Consider the following 15,442-nt stretch of genomic DNA (forward strand, 5'->3'; position numbering starts at 1 on the left):
ACCCCGACCGCCACGGCCGGGTCCGCGTCAGCTACTTCACCCACAAGGCCACGAATCGCTTGCACACATCACGCTCCATCTCCAGCTCGCGGATGCTTCCCTCCCCCGGCACCGTGGTCTTCGTGCCGCCGCGGTGGCGCTGGCCCTGACCGGTTCGCTGATGCCGCTGGGTATGGGCGCTCCGGTCCACGCGGCCGCAGAGAACAAGAAGGAGTTCCTGACCCCGGGCACGTATACGTGGCAGGCGCCCAGTGGGGCGACGAAGGTCGTCGTCGACATCTACGGAGCCGGTGGCGGTGGAGGCGGCGGTGGCAGTGGGGCTGCCGGAGGCGGCGGAGGCGGCGGAGGCGGCGGAGGCGGCGGAGGCGGCGGAGGCGGCGGAGGCGGCGGTGGGGGTGGCGGCGGCGGTGGGGGTGGCGGCAGGAGCTCCCTGAACGCGAACGCGGGCGGTGGTGGTGGCGGGGGCGGGGGCGGCGCGGGCGGCGGAGCAGGCGGGGGCGGTGGTGGCGGTGCACACCTGGAGTGCCTGCTCCAGAAAGACGTCACCTTCCTGAGTATCACCGTCGGCAAGGGGGGCGCCGGTGCGGGCGGAGGAGCCGGTGGCATGACGGGAGAAACCTGGGGCGAAGGTGGCAGCGGGGCGCCCTTGGTCGCTGGTGGCGGCAGCGACGGGAAGAGCGGCGAAACGGGACGGCCGGCCATCGACACGCTGTCCACTGGGGAGTCCTCCTTCGTGAACAGGCTTGAGGCCAGAGGCGGTTGGGTCGGCAAGCCCGGCACCGGCGGGCGTAGTGGCAGCGGCGGCGCCGGTGGCGGGGGCGCCGGCGCGACCGGCACCGGGCAGGGCGGCGACGGCGGAGAAGGGCGCAACGCCATCACCAACTACTTCGACTGCAAGAGCGCATGGACGAACAAGAGCGGCCCGGACGGCAAGACCGGTGGTGTGGGGGCGGCCGGCGAGGCCGGGGCGGCCGGGCAGCGGGGGGAGGGGATCCAGAACGGTATGACAACCGGTGGCAGTGGCGGCAGTGGGGGTGCGGGCGGGGCGTCCGGGGAGGGCGCGGTGGCGACCTACGGCGCGGGCGGCGCGGGCGGAACAGGTGGCCGCGGCGGATACGGTGGTCACGGCGGAAAGGGCGGCTGCTACGACCCCAACCTGGGGACAGCGGTCAGTGAGTGCGTGCACGGCTCCCAGGGGAGCTACGGTGCTGCGGGTGACAAGGGCGGCGCAGGAGCCGAGGGCGCCAGTGGGGCCGTCATCATCACTTGGTCCTGAGAGCTGACAGACACCTTCGACGGGCGCCGTCCGGACCGAACACTTCAACGGACGGACGGCCCCGCCATCCCTGCCCGCTGGCCCTGACCCAACTGAGATCCTGACTCGAACGCATTCCCTAAGAGGTCGTTCCGTCCGACGGCTGCGCGCGCCGCTGGCCCGGCACGGTGAGCGGGAAGGCGGCGATCACCTACCGGATCGTGGGCGGCGTGGCCCTGGCCTCCGGCGACCCCATGGGCGACCCGAGGCGTGGCCCGGCGCGATCGAGGTGTGGCTGCACGAGGCGCGCCGGCACGCGTGGACGCCGGCCGTGACGAGAGCGAGCGAGCGAGGAAGCGGGCACCATCTATGCCCGGCATGGTCTGGACGCCCTGGAGTTGGGCGACGAAGCCATCGTGGACCGTGCCGACTTCACCCTGGAGGGGCGTGCGATGCGTGGCGTGCGCCAGGCGCACAACCGTGTCCGCCGAGCCGGGTACACCGTGCGCGTCCGTCGCCACGAGGACATCCCGGAGTGCGACATGGCCACCTTGGTCGACAGGGCGGACCACTGGCGGGACGGGGAGACGGAGCGAGGCTTCTCGATGGCCCTGGGGCGGCTCGGTGATCCGCTGGACGGCCGTTGCGTCATGCTGGAGTGCCACGACAGTGCGGCACGACCGCGGGCCGTCCTCAGCTTCGTACCGTGGGGCGAGAAGGGGCTGTCGCTGGATCTGATGCGCCGGGACCGCAGCTCCCAGAACGGTCTGATCGAGTTCATGGTCATCGAACTGCCCCTGCCTGCGCAGGAGTTCGGCGTGGAGCGGGTGTCGCTGAACTTCGCCGTGTTCCGAGCGGTCTTCGAGCGCGGCTCCCGGCTGGGGGCCGGGCCCGTGCTGCGTCCGTGGTGTTCCGTGCTGACCTTCCTGTGCCGCTGGTGGCAGCTGGAATCGCTCTACCGTGCCAACGCCAAGTACCAGCCCGTGCGGGAGCCGCGCCATCTCCTGTTCGAGACGGCCGACGAACTGCCCCGCATCGGGTTCGCCGCCGCCCGCGCCGAGGGATTCCTCGCCCTGCCCGCGCTGCCGGAACTCGGCCGCCGCCGTCGGCATCGGACATCCGGCGAGAGTTCCCGACCGCCACTGGGAAGCGGTCCGTTGCCGACGAGCACGCCGTCACCCGACTGACGAACGCGCGGCGGGCAAGTCCGTGCCGGACCGGATCCCGCCCGAGTTCACCTCGACGGCAGTACCACTGCCGGTCCGGCGGATTCCGGGCGCACCGTCGGCCTCGTCCTGTCAGCCGCCGTTCTGTGTGGCCGTCTTGGAGTAGTTGTCTTTCCAGGCGGCCTTGGCGCCCGAGTCGCCGATCCGGTAGACGTCCACCACGGCGCCGACCGCGACAGCGAGGGAAACAGCCACGACCGCGCCCCGAACCAGTACCGAGGGCGACCATGAGGCACCCGCCGTGCCGTCCGCGGCGGGTGCTGAGCGGCGGGCCGTCCACCAGACGACGGCCGAGATCACGAAGAGGCCGAGAGCCCACGGGAGCAGGCCGTCGCCGAGTTCGGCGTGCTTGCGCACCAACGGGTTGCTGCCGACGTGCTGTTCCAGCCACTCCCCCGCGTGGGTGGCCACCGGAACGCTGGCCAGCGTCACGAGCGCGAGGATCGGCAGCAGCAGGCCGAGCCGCCGGGCACCTGCGGGCCAGGCCGCGCACACCACGAGTGCCAGGGCGCTCAGGGGTACGAGCACGATGACGAAGTGTACGAACAGGACGTGCGCGGGCAGTCCGTTGACAACAGTGAGACTCATTTGGGCTTTCTCCAGGAGGTGTTGGGGGTACCACGGCGCAATTTTTCACAGGGAACTCTCAGTTGCCTCTGAGTCCCGCCAGGCTCACTGACCGCATGGGTGCCAGGTGGTCCGGCTCAGGGAGCGAGTGAGAAGTAGCTCTCCTCCTCCTGGCTGAAGTGCAGGCGGAGAACGGAATGGAGCCCGTACAGGCAGGCGCGCAGGTCGTCGATCTGTTCCGGCTTCAGCGCGCCAGTCTCGTCCGCCATGCGGAGGTGGGTCGTGACGCGTCGGGACAGGCGGGCGATCTCGGTGTGGGCCCGGCTCATGGTCTCGGTGGTCTCCGGGCCCCCCAGTTGTCTGTTCAGGGCCGGGTAGAGCTGGTGTTCCTCCGCGTATTCGTGCGGGAGCAGCCGGGTGGTGAGCAGGTGGTCGACGTGGCGCACGGCGGCCAGCGAGCGCGGACCGTCCTGCGCGGAGAGCAGGCCGGCGGCTTCACGGATGGCGTCCAGGGCGTCCCTGAGGTCGTCGTGCTCGGCCGCGAAACGGTGGATGAGGTCCTCGGCGTCCGGTTCGAGAGCGGTACCGGCGCCACGGGCCGGCAGCAGTGCGCGCAGAGCGTTGAGGATGACGGCGACGTCGATGCCTTCCTGGAGAAGGGCTCCGACGGCGGGCGGCAGCCAGCCCAGGAGGGCCGCGATCATGGCGACCAGTGACATCGCCATGCCGCCCGCGGCGCTCTGGACCGCGATCCGGCGGGCCCGTACGGCGATCTCCATGGCGTCGGCGAGGCGGTCGACCCGGTCGGTCGTGAGGACGATGTCGGCGGCTTCGGAGGTCGCGGAGGAGCCGCGGGCGCCCATGGCCACGCCGATGTCGGCGGCGGCCAGCGCGGGCGCGTCGTTGACACCGTCGCCCACCATGACGGTGACGGCCCGCGCGTGTTCCTCCTGTACCGCCGCGACCTTGTCGGCGGGAAGCTGACCGGCTCGGACGTCGTCGAGGCCCAGGACGGCTCCCACCTCGCGGGCGGGTTCGGCGCGGTCACCGGTGAGCATGAGCAGCCGGGTCAGCCCCGCCGACCGCAGTCGGCGGACCGTGCGCGGGGCGTCGTGGCGCAGCGGGTCCTGGAGCAGGACCGCACCGGCGAGCGCGTCGTCGATGGTGAGCCAGGCGATGGCGGCCCCGTCGAGAACGGCCCGGTTGTCCACGGCGTGGGCCCAGTCGGGGAGGGCCGCCTGCGGAACACCGGACTTGCCGACGCCGAGATGCAGGCCGTCCACTGTGCCCGAGGGGCCGCGCCCTGGTTCCTCCGTGGCGTCGACGGGCACGGACAGCGCGAGGCCCCGGGCCCGTGCTTCGCGGACGATCGCCTCGGCCAGCACATGCGCGGAGACCTGGTCGAGCGATGCGGCCAGCCGCAGCACCTCGGACGGCGACCGCCCGGGGGCGGCGGCGACCGCCAGGACATGCGGTCGGCCGACCGTCAGGGTGCCGGTCTTGTCGATCACCAGGGTGCGGGCCCGACCCAGGCGCTCCAGCGCTCCACCGTCCCGGACGATGACACCGCGGCGGGCCGCCCGCGACAGTCCCGAGACGACCGCGACCGGTGCGGCGAGCAGCAGCGGGCAGGGCGTCGCCACGACAAGGACGGCGACCGCGCGGACGGCGGACCCGCTCAGCAGCCAGGCGACACCGGCCAACCCCAGCGACAGCGGCAGGAACCATGCCGCGTAACGCTCCGCCAACCGCACGGTCGGTGCCCGTTCCGCGCCCGCGTGCTGAGCCAGCCGTACGATCTCCGCGTACGTGCTGTCCTGCGCGGTGGCGGTCGCGCGGAGTTCGAAGACGCCGCCCGCGTTGACGACGCCGCTGCGTACGGGCTCGCCGGTGCCTCGCTCGATCTGGGCGGACTCGCCGGTCAGCACGGACTCGTCGAGTTCCGCCGTACCGGCCAGGATGTTGCCGTCGACGGGGACCACGTCTCCCGGGCCGACCACGAGCACGTCGTCGACGACGACCTCGGCGAGCGGGACCACGGTCACCTCACGGCCGGTCCGGCGGCGGGCCGAGCGGGGGGCGTGCTCCAGCAGGGCCCGCAGGTCGTGCGAGGCCCGGCGCTCGGCCGCGGCGTCCAGCGCCCGCCCGGTCGCCAGCATCAGCGCGATCAGCGCACCCGCCAGGTACTCGCCGACCGCCAGGGTCCCGGCCAGCGCCAGCACCGCGATCAGGTCGACGCCGGCCCGTCCCTTCCGCACCGCGGCCAGGACCCAGGCCACGGCGGGAACGACGGCCACCACCGTGCCGGCCGCCCAGCAGGCGTCGGCGACGTCCTGACTCCCGGCCGCCCAGGCGATTCCGCCGCTGAGCAGGGCGGTCGCCGTCACGGCCAGCAGGGCCGGTTCGAGTAGTTCACGGACGCTCCGGGCCTGCCGCTCCTGCCCGTCTCCGGCGGCTCCCCTCTCTGACACGGCAGCGGACCTCCGGCTTCTCCGGACATGCATGCCGCCGGGCGCGACAGCATCCCCGGGTGTCCATGCAACCGCGCACACCGCACGGGACGGCAGGGCCGAACGGTCCACAACGACAGGCCGGTCGGCCAATTCGGGCAGGGGCGGCGGAATCGTAGGATGTCGGCGTGCATGTGCTGGTGGTCGAGGACGACCCGGGGATCGCTGCCTCCCTGGTGCTGGGGCTGGAGCGGGCCGGGTACCGGGCGCGCAGCGTCGCCACCGGGCGGGAAGCACTGGTCGCGGACCCTGAACCCGATGTGGTACTGCTGGACCTGGGACTGCCCGACCTTGACGGTGTCGAGGTCTGCCGCCGGCTGCGGAGCCGTTCCCGGGCGGCGATCATCGTGGTGACGGCGCGCGGCGAGGAGGCAGACCGGGTCGCGGCCCTGGACGAGGGCGCCGATGACTACCTGGTCAAACCGTTCGGCCTGGCGGAGCTGCTGGCGCGGATCCGGGCCGTGCTGCGCCGCGTCCGGCCGTCCGACTCCGAGTTGCTGCGGCACGGCCCCCTCGCGGTGGACCCGCGGACCCGCAAAGTGACCGTCGACGGCCGCGAAGTCGCCCTCACGCCGAAGGAGTTCGACATCCTGGAGTGTCTGGCCGCCGACCCGGGACGGGTGGTCACCCGACAGGAGGTCCTGGAACGCGCCTGGGACGCGCACTGGTACGGCCCCACCAAGGTGCTGGACGTGCACATCGCGGCGCTGCGCCGCAAGCTCGGCGTACCGGGACTGGTGGAGACCGTGTACGGCCGGGGATTCCGCCTCGGCAGGCCCGAGCCGGGCCAGGACCCGGACGCCGGTGCGCGATGACCCGGCGTATCGCACTGGCCTTCATCGCGCTGATCGTCACGCTGCTGGTGCTGGCGGTGGTGCCGCTCGGGCTGTCCCTGTCACAGCGTGAGCGCACCTCTTTCCGGGACACGACCGAGGCGGTGGACCGGACGATCGCCGCCGCGGCCGAGGAGCACCTCTCGGACCACCGTTCCGCCGCCTCCATGCGGCAGCTGCTGGAACAGGCCGAGCGGGCCGGAGACTGCGCCGCCGTCTTCGACACGGCGGGACACGTCGTTGCGGCCACCGAATGTCCCGGGCAGACAGGCGACGGCGACACGGAGGACGAGGCCGCCGACAGTTGGGGCGACCTGGCGCACCAGGTGCTCGCCCACCCGGAGACGGCCACACGCGAGCGGGACGACCGGCTGGTCGTCGCCGTGCCCATCGGCGACACCGCCCGTCCGGTCGGGGTGGCGGTGCTGTCCCGGTCGGCGGAGAGCACGAACGACCGGATCAGCGCGATGTGGGGGCGGCTGGCCCTGATCGGCGCCGGTGGTCTGGTGGCGGGCGGGCTGGTGGCGGTGGCCCTGGCCCGCTGGGTCGGACGCCCGCTGCGGGCCGTGGACGCCGCCGCGCTGCGGCTGGGCGAAGGCGCACTCGACGTACGGGCGCCGGGCGGGCACGGCCCGCAGGAGGTACGCAGGCTCGCCTCGACCTTCAACACCATGGCGGCCCGGATGGAGGCCCTCATCCACGGACATCGGGCGGTCGTCGCCGATGTCTCGCACCAGTTGCGGACACCGTTGACCGCGCTGCGGCTACGGCTCGACCTGCTGGCGGCGGGCGCCGACGAGGCGACGGCGGCGGAGTTCGCCGGTGCGCAGGAGGAGATCGCCCGGCTGTCCCGGCTGGTGGACGGGCTGCTCGCGGTGGCCCGCGCGGAGACCGCGGTGCCCAGGCCGGTGCCGGTCCGGGTCGACCAGGTGGTCGACGAGCGGGTCACAGCCTGGGAGCCGGTGGCACGGGAGCGGCAGATCTCGCTCGTCGGCCGCTGCGGCGCCGAGCTCACGGCGTACCTGGGATCGGGGGATCTGGAGCAGGTGATCGACAACCTGGTCGCCAACGCCCTGGACGCGGTGGGCGAGGGAGCGGCCGTACGCGTCGAGGGGAAGCCGACGCGCGACGGCGTGCTGCTGCGGGTGGTGGACGACGGTCCCGGGATGAGCGCGGCGGCACGCGAGGCGGCCTTCCGGAGGTTCGGCAATCCGGACGCGTCCGGCAGCGGCCTGGGGCTGGCCATCGTGCACCGGCTGGTCACCGCCAACGGCGGCACCGTACGGCTCGAAGACACGGCCGGCGGGGGGCTGACCGTAGTGCTGGAGCTGCCCGCGCCGCCGTCGCGGGGGCCGTCCCGCGGCCTGCGGGCGGGATCTTAACCGCTTCTGAAGAACTCCTGAACCGGCTCCCGACGGGCCACCGGGCAGCCTGGGTGGTGGGACAAACCGACCTCCCAGCGAGGAGTTCAACCATGCCTCTTCCCGAGCGGCCCGCAGCCGCCGACCGAACCGTGCGCGATGCCGTCCGGCGCCGTGAACGAGGACTGCGCCGGGTGAGCGTGACGACCCGTTGGGTGGCCGCCGCGGCCGTCGCGGGCACCGCCGTACTGGGCGCCGGATACGCGCACGCGCTCCCCGGCATCCCCCTGCCGACCGGGGCCGCCCAGCACGGCAGCGGCACCAGTACGGGCACGAGCGGTGGCCTCCAGCCCGCAGGGCAGGCGCCCGCGCCGACCGGGCAGGCGCCGCAGACCCAGTCGGGTGCGTCGTGAGCGCGACGTCGGCGGGCGCACGCGGCCGAGTCGGAGGCGGTACGGGCGCCGCCCTCCCGGCGGCGACCGGTCGTACGGTCACCACTCCTCCCGCCTTCGCCGCTTCGGCCGTCGCCGAGCCCGCGACCGCGGTCTTCTCCGCGCTGGGCACCACCGCCGTACTGCTGACCGCGGACCCGGCCCGCGCCGACGACGCGCTGCTGATCCTGCGGGCCGAGCTGGCCGCCATCGACGCCGCGTGCAGCCGGTTCCGTCCCGACTCCGAGCTGTCCCGGGTCAACTCCACCGCGGGCCGCGGGCCCGTACCGGTGAGCGCGCTGCTCGCCGAGGCCGTGGAGGTGGCCCTGCGCGCCGCCGAACTCACCGACGGAGCCGTCGACCCCACCGTGGGCCCGGCGGTCGTGGCACTCGGCTACGACCGCACCTTCGCCGAGGTGGCCGCGCGACGGCCCGACGACGCCGGTCCCGCGACCGCGCTCCGGCCCGCAGCCGGCTGGCGGTCCGTCCGCTGGGACCCGGCTCTACGGCTGCTGCGCCTTCCCGCCGGTACAGCGCTCGACCTCGGCGCCACGGCCAAGGCCCTGGCCGCGGATCGTGCGGCCCACCGCGCCGCCGCCGCGGTGGGCTGCGGAGTCCTGGTCAACCTCGGCGGCGACCTGTCGGCGGCGGGTGAACCGCCGGCCGGCGGCTGGCGCGTCGCCATCGCCGACAACCATGCGGGCCCGGAGGGCGGTTGGCGGGCCGGGATCACGGACGACCGCACAGCCTCGAACGCGGGTACGCAGGCCGCGACCGCCGATCGCCACACGGCCCCGCACACCGGTCCGCAGCCTGCGACCACCGACAACCACGCGGCCCCGGACTCCGGCCCCCGACCTCCGGTCGTCTCGATCCGTGACGGTGGTCTCGCCACGTCCGGCACCACCGTACGGACCTGGCGGCGCGGCGGCCGGACCCTCCACCACATCGTCGACCCGGCCACCGGCGACGTCCCGCCGCCCGTCTGGCGCACCGTCAGTGTCGCCGCGGGCAGCTGTGTGGACGCCAACACCGCGACCACCGCCGCGCTGGTCCTCGGCGAACGCGCCCTCGACTGGTTGCGCGGCACCGGCCTGCCGGCCCGCTTGGTCCGCACGGACGGAAGCGTGCTGCGCCTGGGAGCCTGGCCCGCCGAGGGAGGCGCCCGATGAACGGCGCCGTCCTGCTCGCCGCGGGAACCTCCGGCCCCAGCCCGCTCTGGTACGCCACCCGGGCCGGCGGCACCGTCTCGCTGGTCCTGCTGACCGCGACGGTCGCGCTCGGCATCGCGACGGCGGGACGGTACGCGCCGGTGCGCCTGGGCCGGTTCGAGGTGTCCGCGCTGCACCGCAACCTGTCGCTGCTCACGTTGGCCTTCCTGGGGATGCACATCGTCACCGCCATCGCGGACAGCTACGCCCATCTCACCTGGCCGACGGCGTTCGTGCCGTTCGTGGCCTCCTACCGTCCGCTGTGGGTGGGCCTGGGCGCGGTGGCGCTCGACCTGCTGCTGGCGGTCGCGGTGACCAGCGCGGTCCGCGGACGCCTGGGCCTGCGCCGCTGGAAGGCTGTGCACTGGCTGGCGTACGTGTCCTGGCCGGTGGCGCTCTTCCACGCGGCCGGCACCGGCACGGACACCCGTCTGGGCCCGCAGCTGGTGCTGTACGCGGGCTGTCTGCTGACCGTCGTGGCCGCTGTGTGGTGGCGGCTGGTCCGGGCCGGAGCGGGAGCGGTCCGGGTGCGACGGTGGGCGACGGCGGCCCTGGTGCTGGTGCCCGTGGCACTGGTCGCGTTCCTGGCCGACGGCCCGTTGCGGCCCGGCTGGGCACACCGCGCCGGCGGCATGGCACAGGCCCCGGCGTCGCCCACCGCCCCGGCGGTACCCCATCAGTCGCCGACCCCACAGCAGCAGTCCGATCAGCAAGCCGAACACGAGGGAGACGACGCCGAATGAACTCCGACACCGGGGCCGGGACCGTACTCGCCGGAGAACATGCGGCGGCCCCTGGCGGGCCTTACGGCGAACGCCTGCTCCAAGGCTGGTACGACACCGGCCGGACCGCCGACCTGACCGAACATCTCGGCCGGTACGGCCCGCTCCCGCTGTCCTCGGCACGCAGTCGCGGGGCCTCCATGCCGCTGGTACGCGCCGTTGAGGAAGCCGGGCTCACCGGCCGGGGCGGCGGGGGCTTCCCCACCGGCCGCAAACTCCGCTCGGTCGCCGGGGCGGGGAGCCCTGCCGTGGTCGTCGCCAACGGCATGGAGAGCGAGCCCGCCAGCCACAAGGACGAGGTGCTGCTCTCTCTCGCCCCGCACCTCGTCCTGGACGGCGCGGTGCTGGCCGCCGTCGCGGTCGGCGCGAACGTGGTGCACCTGTGCGTGCCCCGCACCCGGGCGACGCAGGCGGACCAGCTCACCGCGGCGGTCGCCGAGCGGCGCCGCGCCCGGCTCGACCCGGTACCGGTGAAGGTCCACACCCTGCCCCACCACTTCGTCTCCAGCGAGGAGACGTCCCTGGTGAGCTGGCTGAACGGCGGCGACGCCCGCCCCCTCGCGACCCCACCGCGCCCCTTCGAGAAGGGCGTCGGCAAACGGCCCACGCTGATCGGCAACGTGGAGACCCTGGCCCACCTCGCGCTGATCGCCCGCTACGGCTCCGCCTGGTTCCGCGAGAGCGGCAGTCCCCGGGCACCAGGCAGCACGCTGGTCACGGTCTCGGGCGCCGTCCGGCACCCGGGGGTGTACGAGATCCCGGCGGGCAGTCCGGTGCCCACGGCCCTGGCCCGGGCCGGCGGCCCTCAGGGACGGCTCTGCGCCGTGCTCGCGGGCGGCTTCTTCGGCAGCTGGCTGCCGGTGCCGCTGAGCACCACGGCCCTCGAACGCGGCGCGGGTGTCCTGGTGGCGTTGCCCGAAGGCACCTGCGGCCTCGCCGAGACGGCAGCCGCGCTGGCGTACCTCGCCGCGCAGAGTGCCCGACAGTGCGGGCCGTGCCGGTTCGGGCTGCCGGCCGTCGCCGAGGACTTCGCCGCGCTCGCCCGGGGCAGCGCCGATGCCCAGCGGATCGACCGGCTCCACCACCGCCTCGGGCTGCTCCCGGGACGCGGCGCGTGCAGCCATCCCGACGGTGGAGCACGGCTGGCCGCCTCCGCGCTGCGGGTCTTCGCCGACGACGTCCACCAGCACGTACACACAGGGCCGTGCCGTGCCGCCTACGGCCCCCTCGTCCTGCCCGTGCCCGCACCCCGGCCCCCCGAGGAGGAGGAATGGCGATGACCCGCGCCCCAGCCGAAGCCCAGGTTCACGTACTGGCCGTCGATTTCGCCGCCTGCGACGGACACGGCCTCTGCGCCGAACTGGTACCCGAACTGGTCGGCCTGGACGAATGGGGCTACCCCGTGCTCCACAGCGCCACGGTCCCGGCCGAACTGCTCCCCCACGCCCGACGCGCGGTCGCCGCCTGTCCGGTGATGGCGCTCCGCCTCAACCGCGTGCCCGCGCCCCCGCCCGATCGCCCCTGAGCCGCATCAAGGGCACCCGCGGACGTACGAAGCCGCTGCTCGGCGGCTCGCCGTGCGTGAGCGATGCGTGAGCGGACGAGGCGGCGGAGGCCCGCACGGTATGGACCGAGCGCGGAGCAGTACCTGCCCTTGCCTGGCGGTTTCACACATCGAGTCAGTGTCTGGAACCACCAGGCAAGATCCAGCCAGGACTACACCACCGTCGCGCCCTGGATCGTCACCGACGACACCGGAGCGTTCCTCGACTTCGCCACCCAGGCGTTCGGCGGTGAAGAACTCGGGCGGGTGGCGACCGAGGACGGATTGATCGGCCATGAGGAGATCCACGTCGGCGAGACCGTCGTGCCGGCCTTCGACCGGTACGCGGACCGGCCGGCCATGCCAAGTCTGCTGCGCGTTTTCGTCGCGGACGCGGACAGGACGTCCTCCCGCGCGGTCGAAGCCGGCGGCCGGGCGCGCGTGGCCCGGGAGACGCTGGACGCCGAGCTGAGCGGGCGGCCCGACGGACGGAGCAGCGCACCTCCAAGGGCGACCGACTGGCCGAACAGGGTTCGACAAACGGCATGACCGGTACGGAAAACCAGCCGACACACGCCTGTTGACGACGTTCCCGCTCTCAACAGGCCCGCCACGGGCTCACCAGCGAGTTGCGGAGCGCCGTAGACTATACGAACTGGACGGTATTTTTACCGAGTTGGACTGCGCAGCTCACGCGTAACGAAAGGCGCCGGCCCATGGCAGGACCCAAGCAGGACCGGGCGATCCGTACCCGCCGCACCATCCTTGTCGCCGCGGCCGGCGTCTTCGAGGAGCGCGGATACCAGGCGGCCACGATCAGCGAGATCCTCACCGCCGCCAATGTCACCAAGGGCGCCCTGTACTTCCACTTCAAGTCGAAGGAACAGCTCGCCGAAGGCGTCCTCGCCGGGCAGAACGACAACCTCGCCGTCCCCGACCGCCCCTGCAAGACCCAGGAGCTCGTCGACACGGCCATGCTCCACGCCTACCACCTGCAGACCGACCCCATGGTGCGGGCAGGCGCCCGGCTCGCTCTCGATCAGCGTGCCGACGGCGTCGACCGCACCGGCCCGTTCCACCACTGGACCTCCCTCGTCACCGACCTGCTCGACAAGGCCCGGAGCCAGGGCGAACTCCTCCCCCACGTCGACCCGGTCGAGACGGCCGAGGTCCTCGTCGGGGCCTTCGCCGGCATACAGGCGATGTCCCAGGCGACGACCGCCTACCAGAACCTCCCTCACGCCACCTCCGCCCTCCTCCGTCACACCCTGCCCTCCGTCGTGCACTCGTCCGTCCTCACCTCCCTCGACCTCAGTCCGCAACGCGCCCTCGTCGTCCACACCGAGACACAGACCGACACGGCCTGATGCTGGGCGGCCCCTACCGGTGGGCGGGCCAGAGGGTGGCGAGCGGGAGGTCCTGGGCGGCTGCCACGGCCGTCGGCAGATCGGTGAACTGCGCGCACATGTCCCGGACTTGGGTCTCGTCGAGTTGTTTCGGCTGGTGTCGCACCACCATCGTGCAGGGCGATCCGGGGTAGAGCATGGGGTTCAGGGCGACATTCCAGTGGCCGCCAACACGTCCATCGGCGGCAGGTGTTGGTGTGCCAGCAGCTCCGCCTGCTCGTCGCGAAGCCGGGTCAGTACCTCGATGAAGGGCCTTTCGCTGTCGAGTCGGACCCGCAGCAGGGTGAGGTTCGCCGGCGGACGACGTCCTCCTCGCCGATCGCCCGGCCGAGCACGGCGGCCCAGGCTCCCTGGAAGACCGTACCCACTGTCATGCCGTGCCGGCCGGCGATGTCGGTCAGCGCCGCTGTCAGTTCCTCGAAGTAGCTTCGACAGGAGGAAACCTGAGCCAGGCCCGAGCAGGACGGGGAAGGACCAACCGTCCAGCACACGGTGGTCGTTGGTCATGACGAGGCGGTGCTCGTCCGCTCCGAGGCGGAGGAGGGTGAAGCGGAGCAGCGGAGGACGGGCCTGGGTCTCGTCGGCGACGACGAAGTGGACGAGACCGTTCTCCCCCTCGGTGATCGCCGTACGCAGTCTCTCGGGGTCGAGGTCTCCCCCGAGATGGACGGCCCACTGCACGGGACGTGGCAGTGCCTCGGTTCCGATGAATCCGACCCTCTGGTCCGGAGTCGGCGGGAGGACGTCCTCCAGTGCGGGGTGGGCGGCTTCCAGGGCCTCGGGTGTGCGGGTGCCGCATGTGGCGGACGATGCCGTGGACGGCCGTTTCCCGGAGCCGGCCGAGCCGGCGGATCTCGCTCTCGTCGAACTGGTCCGGTGACCAGGGCCAGTTGGCGGTCAGTCGCGGGCCGCCGGGGAGGTCGTAGGCGCAGGCGTTGATCTCAAGGCCGTGCCGGACGGGCCTGCGCCCCCGCATGGCGAATGAAGGCCTGGTTCCAAGCAGGCTGCGATGAGGGCTTGCGCAGGGGCGCTGCCTGATCGTGCCGCCGCTTCATGAGGAACATGAGAATTTGTGTGATCCCCGTCCGGCTGGGCAGACGCCGCCGTTATGAGCACCCTCCATCGAAGCGCGGTAGACGAGGCCACCGGACAGCGCCCTGACGCAAGAGACGTGAGACAGGGCTTTGCGTCCGGGCTGCGCGGTGGTGGGCGGGTGGCGGGGCTGGACGGGCTGCGGACGGTCGCCGTCGTGCTGGTGATCGTCTACCACGTGGAACCCGACCTGGTTCCCGGTGGCTCGGTGGGCGTGGACGTGTTCTTCACGATCAGCGGATTCGTCATCACCCGGCTGCTGGTCACCGAGTACGCCCGTGCCGGCCGTATCGGGCTGTGGTCGTTCTACCGCCGACGGTGGCTGCGGCTGATGCCGGCCCTGCTGGTGATGTGCGCGGTGACCGCCGTCCTGTCCGTGGCGTTCGCGCTGCCGCTGTTCCAAGGGGCGTGGATGGCGGCGGTGTTGGCCGCGGGCTCGGTCGTCAACCTGGTCCGGGCCGGGAACGCCGGGACGTACTCGGATCTCACCGCGCCGCTCAGCCACACCTGGTCCCTGGGCGTGGAGGAGCAGTTCTATCTGGCCTGGCCCCTCCTCCTGCTGGTGCTGCTCCGGCGTGCGAGGGCGCGTGCGGTGCTGGGCTGGGTCGCGGTGCTGTGCGTGCTGCCGGTGCTCTGGCGGACCGTGCTCTGGGATCCCTCGGCGGCACACCGCATCTACAACGGCCCCGACACCCGCGCCGACCAGCTCCTCGTCGGCGCCCTGTTGGCCCTGGTGCTGGCCCGGCTGCGCGCCGACGATCTCCGGCTGGCGCAGTTGCGCCGCTGGGCGGGACGACTGTGCTGCCCCGCGCTGGTGGTGCTGGGGCTGATCGCCTGGCAGATCCCGATCACCGAGGTCAGCGGGTGGAATCCGGTCTGGTACACGGTGGGATTCCTGGTCGCCGCTCTGCTGACGGCCTGCGTGGTGGCCGCGTTGGACCTGTGCCCCGAGGCGTGGCCCACCCGTCTGCTGTCGCTGTCCGCCCCGGTGTGGATCGGGCGCAACCTCAGCTACGGGATGTACTTGTGGCACTACCCCGTCATCCGGTTGCTCCACGACCTCGGAGTGCGGGGCGATCCGCTGCTTCCGGTCGGCCTCGCGGCCACACTCCTCGCGGCTCTCGCCTCGTACGCCCTCGTCGAACGGCCCCTCATGCGCCGTGAACGGTTCCGTGTACGGCGGCTGCGACCCGTCGCCGTCCCGGGACGCTCACCGGCGATGTGA

General features: G+C 72.9%; 15 protein-coding genes and 1 pseudogene. 13 read left to right on the forward strand and 3 right to left on the reverse strand.

Annotated elements, in window-relative coordinates; genetic code table 11:
• Nucleotides 1–308: 308 nt before the first annotated feature.
• From ACIBJH_RS44785 to ACIBJH_RS44795, 3 genes and pseudogenes are all read left to right on the forward strand, one after another.
• Complete coding sequence (locus ACIBJH_RS44785; protein ID WP_399122738.1) at nucleotides 309–434, forward strand: hypothetical protein; 126 nt, start codon at nucleotides 309–311, stop codon at nucleotides 432–434.
• Between the two features lie 170 nt (nucleotides 435–604).
• The gene (locus ACIBJH_RS44790; RefSeq protein WP_399122740.1) at nucleotides 605–1,276 is read left to right on the forward strand and encodes a hypothetical protein; all 672 of its coding nucleotides are present in this window, start codon (nucleotides 605–607) and stop codon (nucleotides 1,274–1,276) included.
• Nucleotides 1,277–1,446: 170 nt separating this feature from the next.
• A pseudogene (locus ACIBJH_RS44795) lies at nucleotides 1,447–2,442 on the forward strand (phosphatidylglycerol lysyltransferase domain-containing protein); the annotation flags it as partial.
• A gap of 111 nt (nucleotides 2,443–2,553) precedes the next feature.
• Here ACIBJH_RS44795 and ACIBJH_RS44800 read toward each other — a convergent pair.
• Nucleotides 2,554–3,069: a DUF2231 domain-containing protein gene (locus ACIBJH_RS44800; RefSeq protein ID WP_399122741.1), complete on the reverse strand. Its 516-nt coding sequence runs from the start codon at nucleotides 3,067–3,069 to the stop codon at nucleotides 2,554–2,556.
• 116 nt (nucleotides 3,070–3,185) lie between these two features.
• The gene (locus tag ACIBJH_RS44805) at nucleotides 3,186–5,552 is read right to left on the reverse strand and encodes a heavy metal translocating P-type ATPase (protein ID WP_399122742.1); all 2,367 of its coding nucleotides are present in this window, start codon (nucleotides 5,550–5,552) and stop codon (nucleotides 3,186–3,188) included.
• 134 nt (nucleotides 5,553–5,686) lie between these two features.
• Here ACIBJH_RS44805 and ACIBJH_RS44810 point away from each other — a divergent pair, with 134 nt between their 5' ends.
• The 9 genes from ACIBJH_RS44810 (at nucleotide 5,687) to ACIBJH_RS44850 (ending at nucleotide 13,086) form a co-directional block, all read left to right on the forward strand.
• A complete protein-coding gene (locus ACIBJH_RS44810; protein ID WP_399122744.1) occupies nucleotides 5,687–6,373 on the forward strand; it encodes a response regulator transcription factor in 687 nt (228 codons plus the stop codon).
• Entirely contained in the window at nucleotides 6,370–7,773 is a 1,404-nt protein-coding gene (locus tag ACIBJH_RS44815) for an ATP-binding protein (protein WP_399122746.1), read from the forward strand. Before ACIBJH_RS44810 ends, ACIBJH_RS44815 begins: the two co-directional genes overlap by 4 nt.
• A 92-nt stretch (nucleotides 7,774–7,865) precedes the next feature.
• Nucleotides 7,866–8,165 (forward strand): hypothetical protein, encoded by a 300-nt coding sequence (locus tag ACIBJH_RS44820; RefSeq protein WP_399122748.1) that lies wholly within the window; start codon nucleotides 7,866–7,868, stop codon nucleotides 8,163–8,165.
• Nucleotides 8,162–9,355, forward strand: coding sequence for an FAD:protein FMN transferase (locus ACIBJH_RS44825; protein ID WP_399122749.1), 1,194 nt, complete (start codon nucleotides 8,162–8,164; stop codon nucleotides 9,353–9,355). The genes ACIBJH_RS44820 and ACIBJH_RS44825 overlap by 4 nt, the downstream gene beginning before the upstream one ends.
• On the forward strand, nucleotides 9,352–10,137 hold the full coding sequence (locus ACIBJH_RS44830) for a ferric reductase-like transmembrane domain-containing protein (protein ID WP_399122750.1): 786 nt from the start codon (nucleotides 9,352–9,354) through the stop codon (nucleotides 10,135–10,137). Before ACIBJH_RS44825 ends, ACIBJH_RS44830 begins: the two co-directional genes overlap by 4 nt.
• Entirely contained in the window at nucleotides 10,134–11,456 is a 1,323-nt protein-coding gene (locus ACIBJH_RS44835) for an NADH-ubiquinone oxidoreductase-F iron-sulfur binding region domain-containing protein (RefSeq protein ID WP_399122752.1), read from the forward strand. Before ACIBJH_RS44830 ends, ACIBJH_RS44835 begins: the two co-directional genes overlap by 4 nt.
• Entirely contained in the window at nucleotides 11,453–11,701 is a 249-nt protein-coding gene (locus ACIBJH_RS44840; RefSeq protein ID WP_399122753.1) for a ferredoxin, read from the forward strand. The genes ACIBJH_RS44835 and ACIBJH_RS44840 overlap by 4 nt, the downstream gene beginning before the upstream one ends.
• A 129-nt stretch (nucleotides 11,702–11,830) precedes the next feature.
• Complete coding sequence (locus ACIBJH_RS44845; RefSeq protein ID WP_399122754.1) at nucleotides 11,831–12,268, forward strand: VOC family protein; 438 nt, start codon at nucleotides 11,831–11,833, stop codon at nucleotides 12,266–12,268.
• A gap of 167 nt (nucleotides 12,269–12,435) precedes the next feature.
• Entirely contained in the window at nucleotides 12,436–13,086 is a 651-nt protein-coding gene (locus ACIBJH_RS44850; RefSeq protein ID WP_399122755.1) for a ScbR family autoregulator-binding transcription factor, read from the forward strand.
• A gap of 13 nt (nucleotides 13,087–13,099) precedes the next feature.
• Here the strand turns inward: ACIBJH_RS44850 and ACIBJH_RS44855 are convergent, their stop codons facing one another.
• Nucleotides 13,100–13,264, reverse strand: coding sequence for a hypothetical protein (locus tag ACIBJH_RS44855; RefSeq protein ID WP_399122757.1), 165 nt, complete (start codon nucleotides 13,262–13,264; stop codon nucleotides 13,100–13,102).
• 1,032 nt (nucleotides 13,265–14,296) lie between these two features.
• Between ACIBJH_RS44855 and ACIBJH_RS44860 the strand changes: the two genes are divergently transcribed.
• Nucleotides 14,297–15,442, forward strand: a complete 1,146-nt coding sequence (locus ACIBJH_RS44860) for an acyltransferase family protein (protein WP_399122758.1) — start codon at nucleotides 14,297–14,299, stop codon at nucleotides 15,440–15,442.

This window comes from Streptomyces sp. NPDC050548, assembly GCF_044457385.1.
GTDB lineage: Bacteria > Actinomycetota > Actinomycetes > Streptomycetales > Streptomycetaceae > Streptomyces.

What these genes read in the sequence shown, in the direction of transcription:
- ACIBJH_RS44805 (WP_399122742.1), bottom strand. Translation starts at nt 5,552, where the DNA reads ATGCATGTCCGGAGAAGCCGGAGGTCCGCTGCCGTGTCAGAGAGGGGA.
- ACIBJH_RS44855 (WP_399122757.1), bottom strand. Translation starts at nt 13,264, where the DNA reads ATGCTCTACCCCGGATCGCCCTGCACGATGGTGGTGCGACACCAGCCG.
- ACIBJH_RS44815 (WP_399122746.1), top strand. Translation starts at nt 6,370, where the DNA reads ATGACCCGGCGTATCGCACTGGCCTTCATCGCGCTGATCGTCACGCTG.
- ACIBJH_RS44835 (WP_399122752.1), top strand. Translation starts at nt 10,134, where the DNA reads ATGAACTCCGACACCGGGGCCGGGACCGTACTCGCCGGAGAACATGCG.
- ACIBJH_RS44820 (WP_399122748.1), top strand. Translation starts at nt 7,866, where the DNA reads ATGCCTCTTCCCGAGCGGCCCGCAGCCGCCGACCGAACCGTGCGCGAT.
- ACIBJH_RS44800 (WP_399122741.1), bottom strand. Translation starts at nt 3,069, where the DNA reads ATGAGTCTCACTGTTGTCAACGGACTGCCCGCGCACGTCCTGTTCGTA.
- ACIBJH_RS44850 (WP_399122755.1), top strand. Translation starts at nt 12,436, where the DNA reads ATGGCAGGACCCAAGCAGGACCGGGCGATCCGTACCCGCCGCACCATC.
- ACIBJH_RS44790 (WP_399122740.1), top strand. Translation starts at nt 605, where the DNA reads ATGACGGGAGAAACCTGGGGCGAAGGTGGCAGCGGGGCGCCCTTGGTC.
- ACIBJH_RS44840 (WP_399122753.1), top strand. Translation starts at nt 11,453, where the DNA reads ATGACCCGCGCCCCAGCCGAAGCCCAGGTTCACGTACTGGCCGTCGAT.
- ACIBJH_RS44830 (WP_399122750.1), top strand. Translation starts at nt 9,352, where the DNA reads ATGAACGGCGCCGTCCTGCTCGCCGCGGGAACCTCCGGCCCCAGCCCG.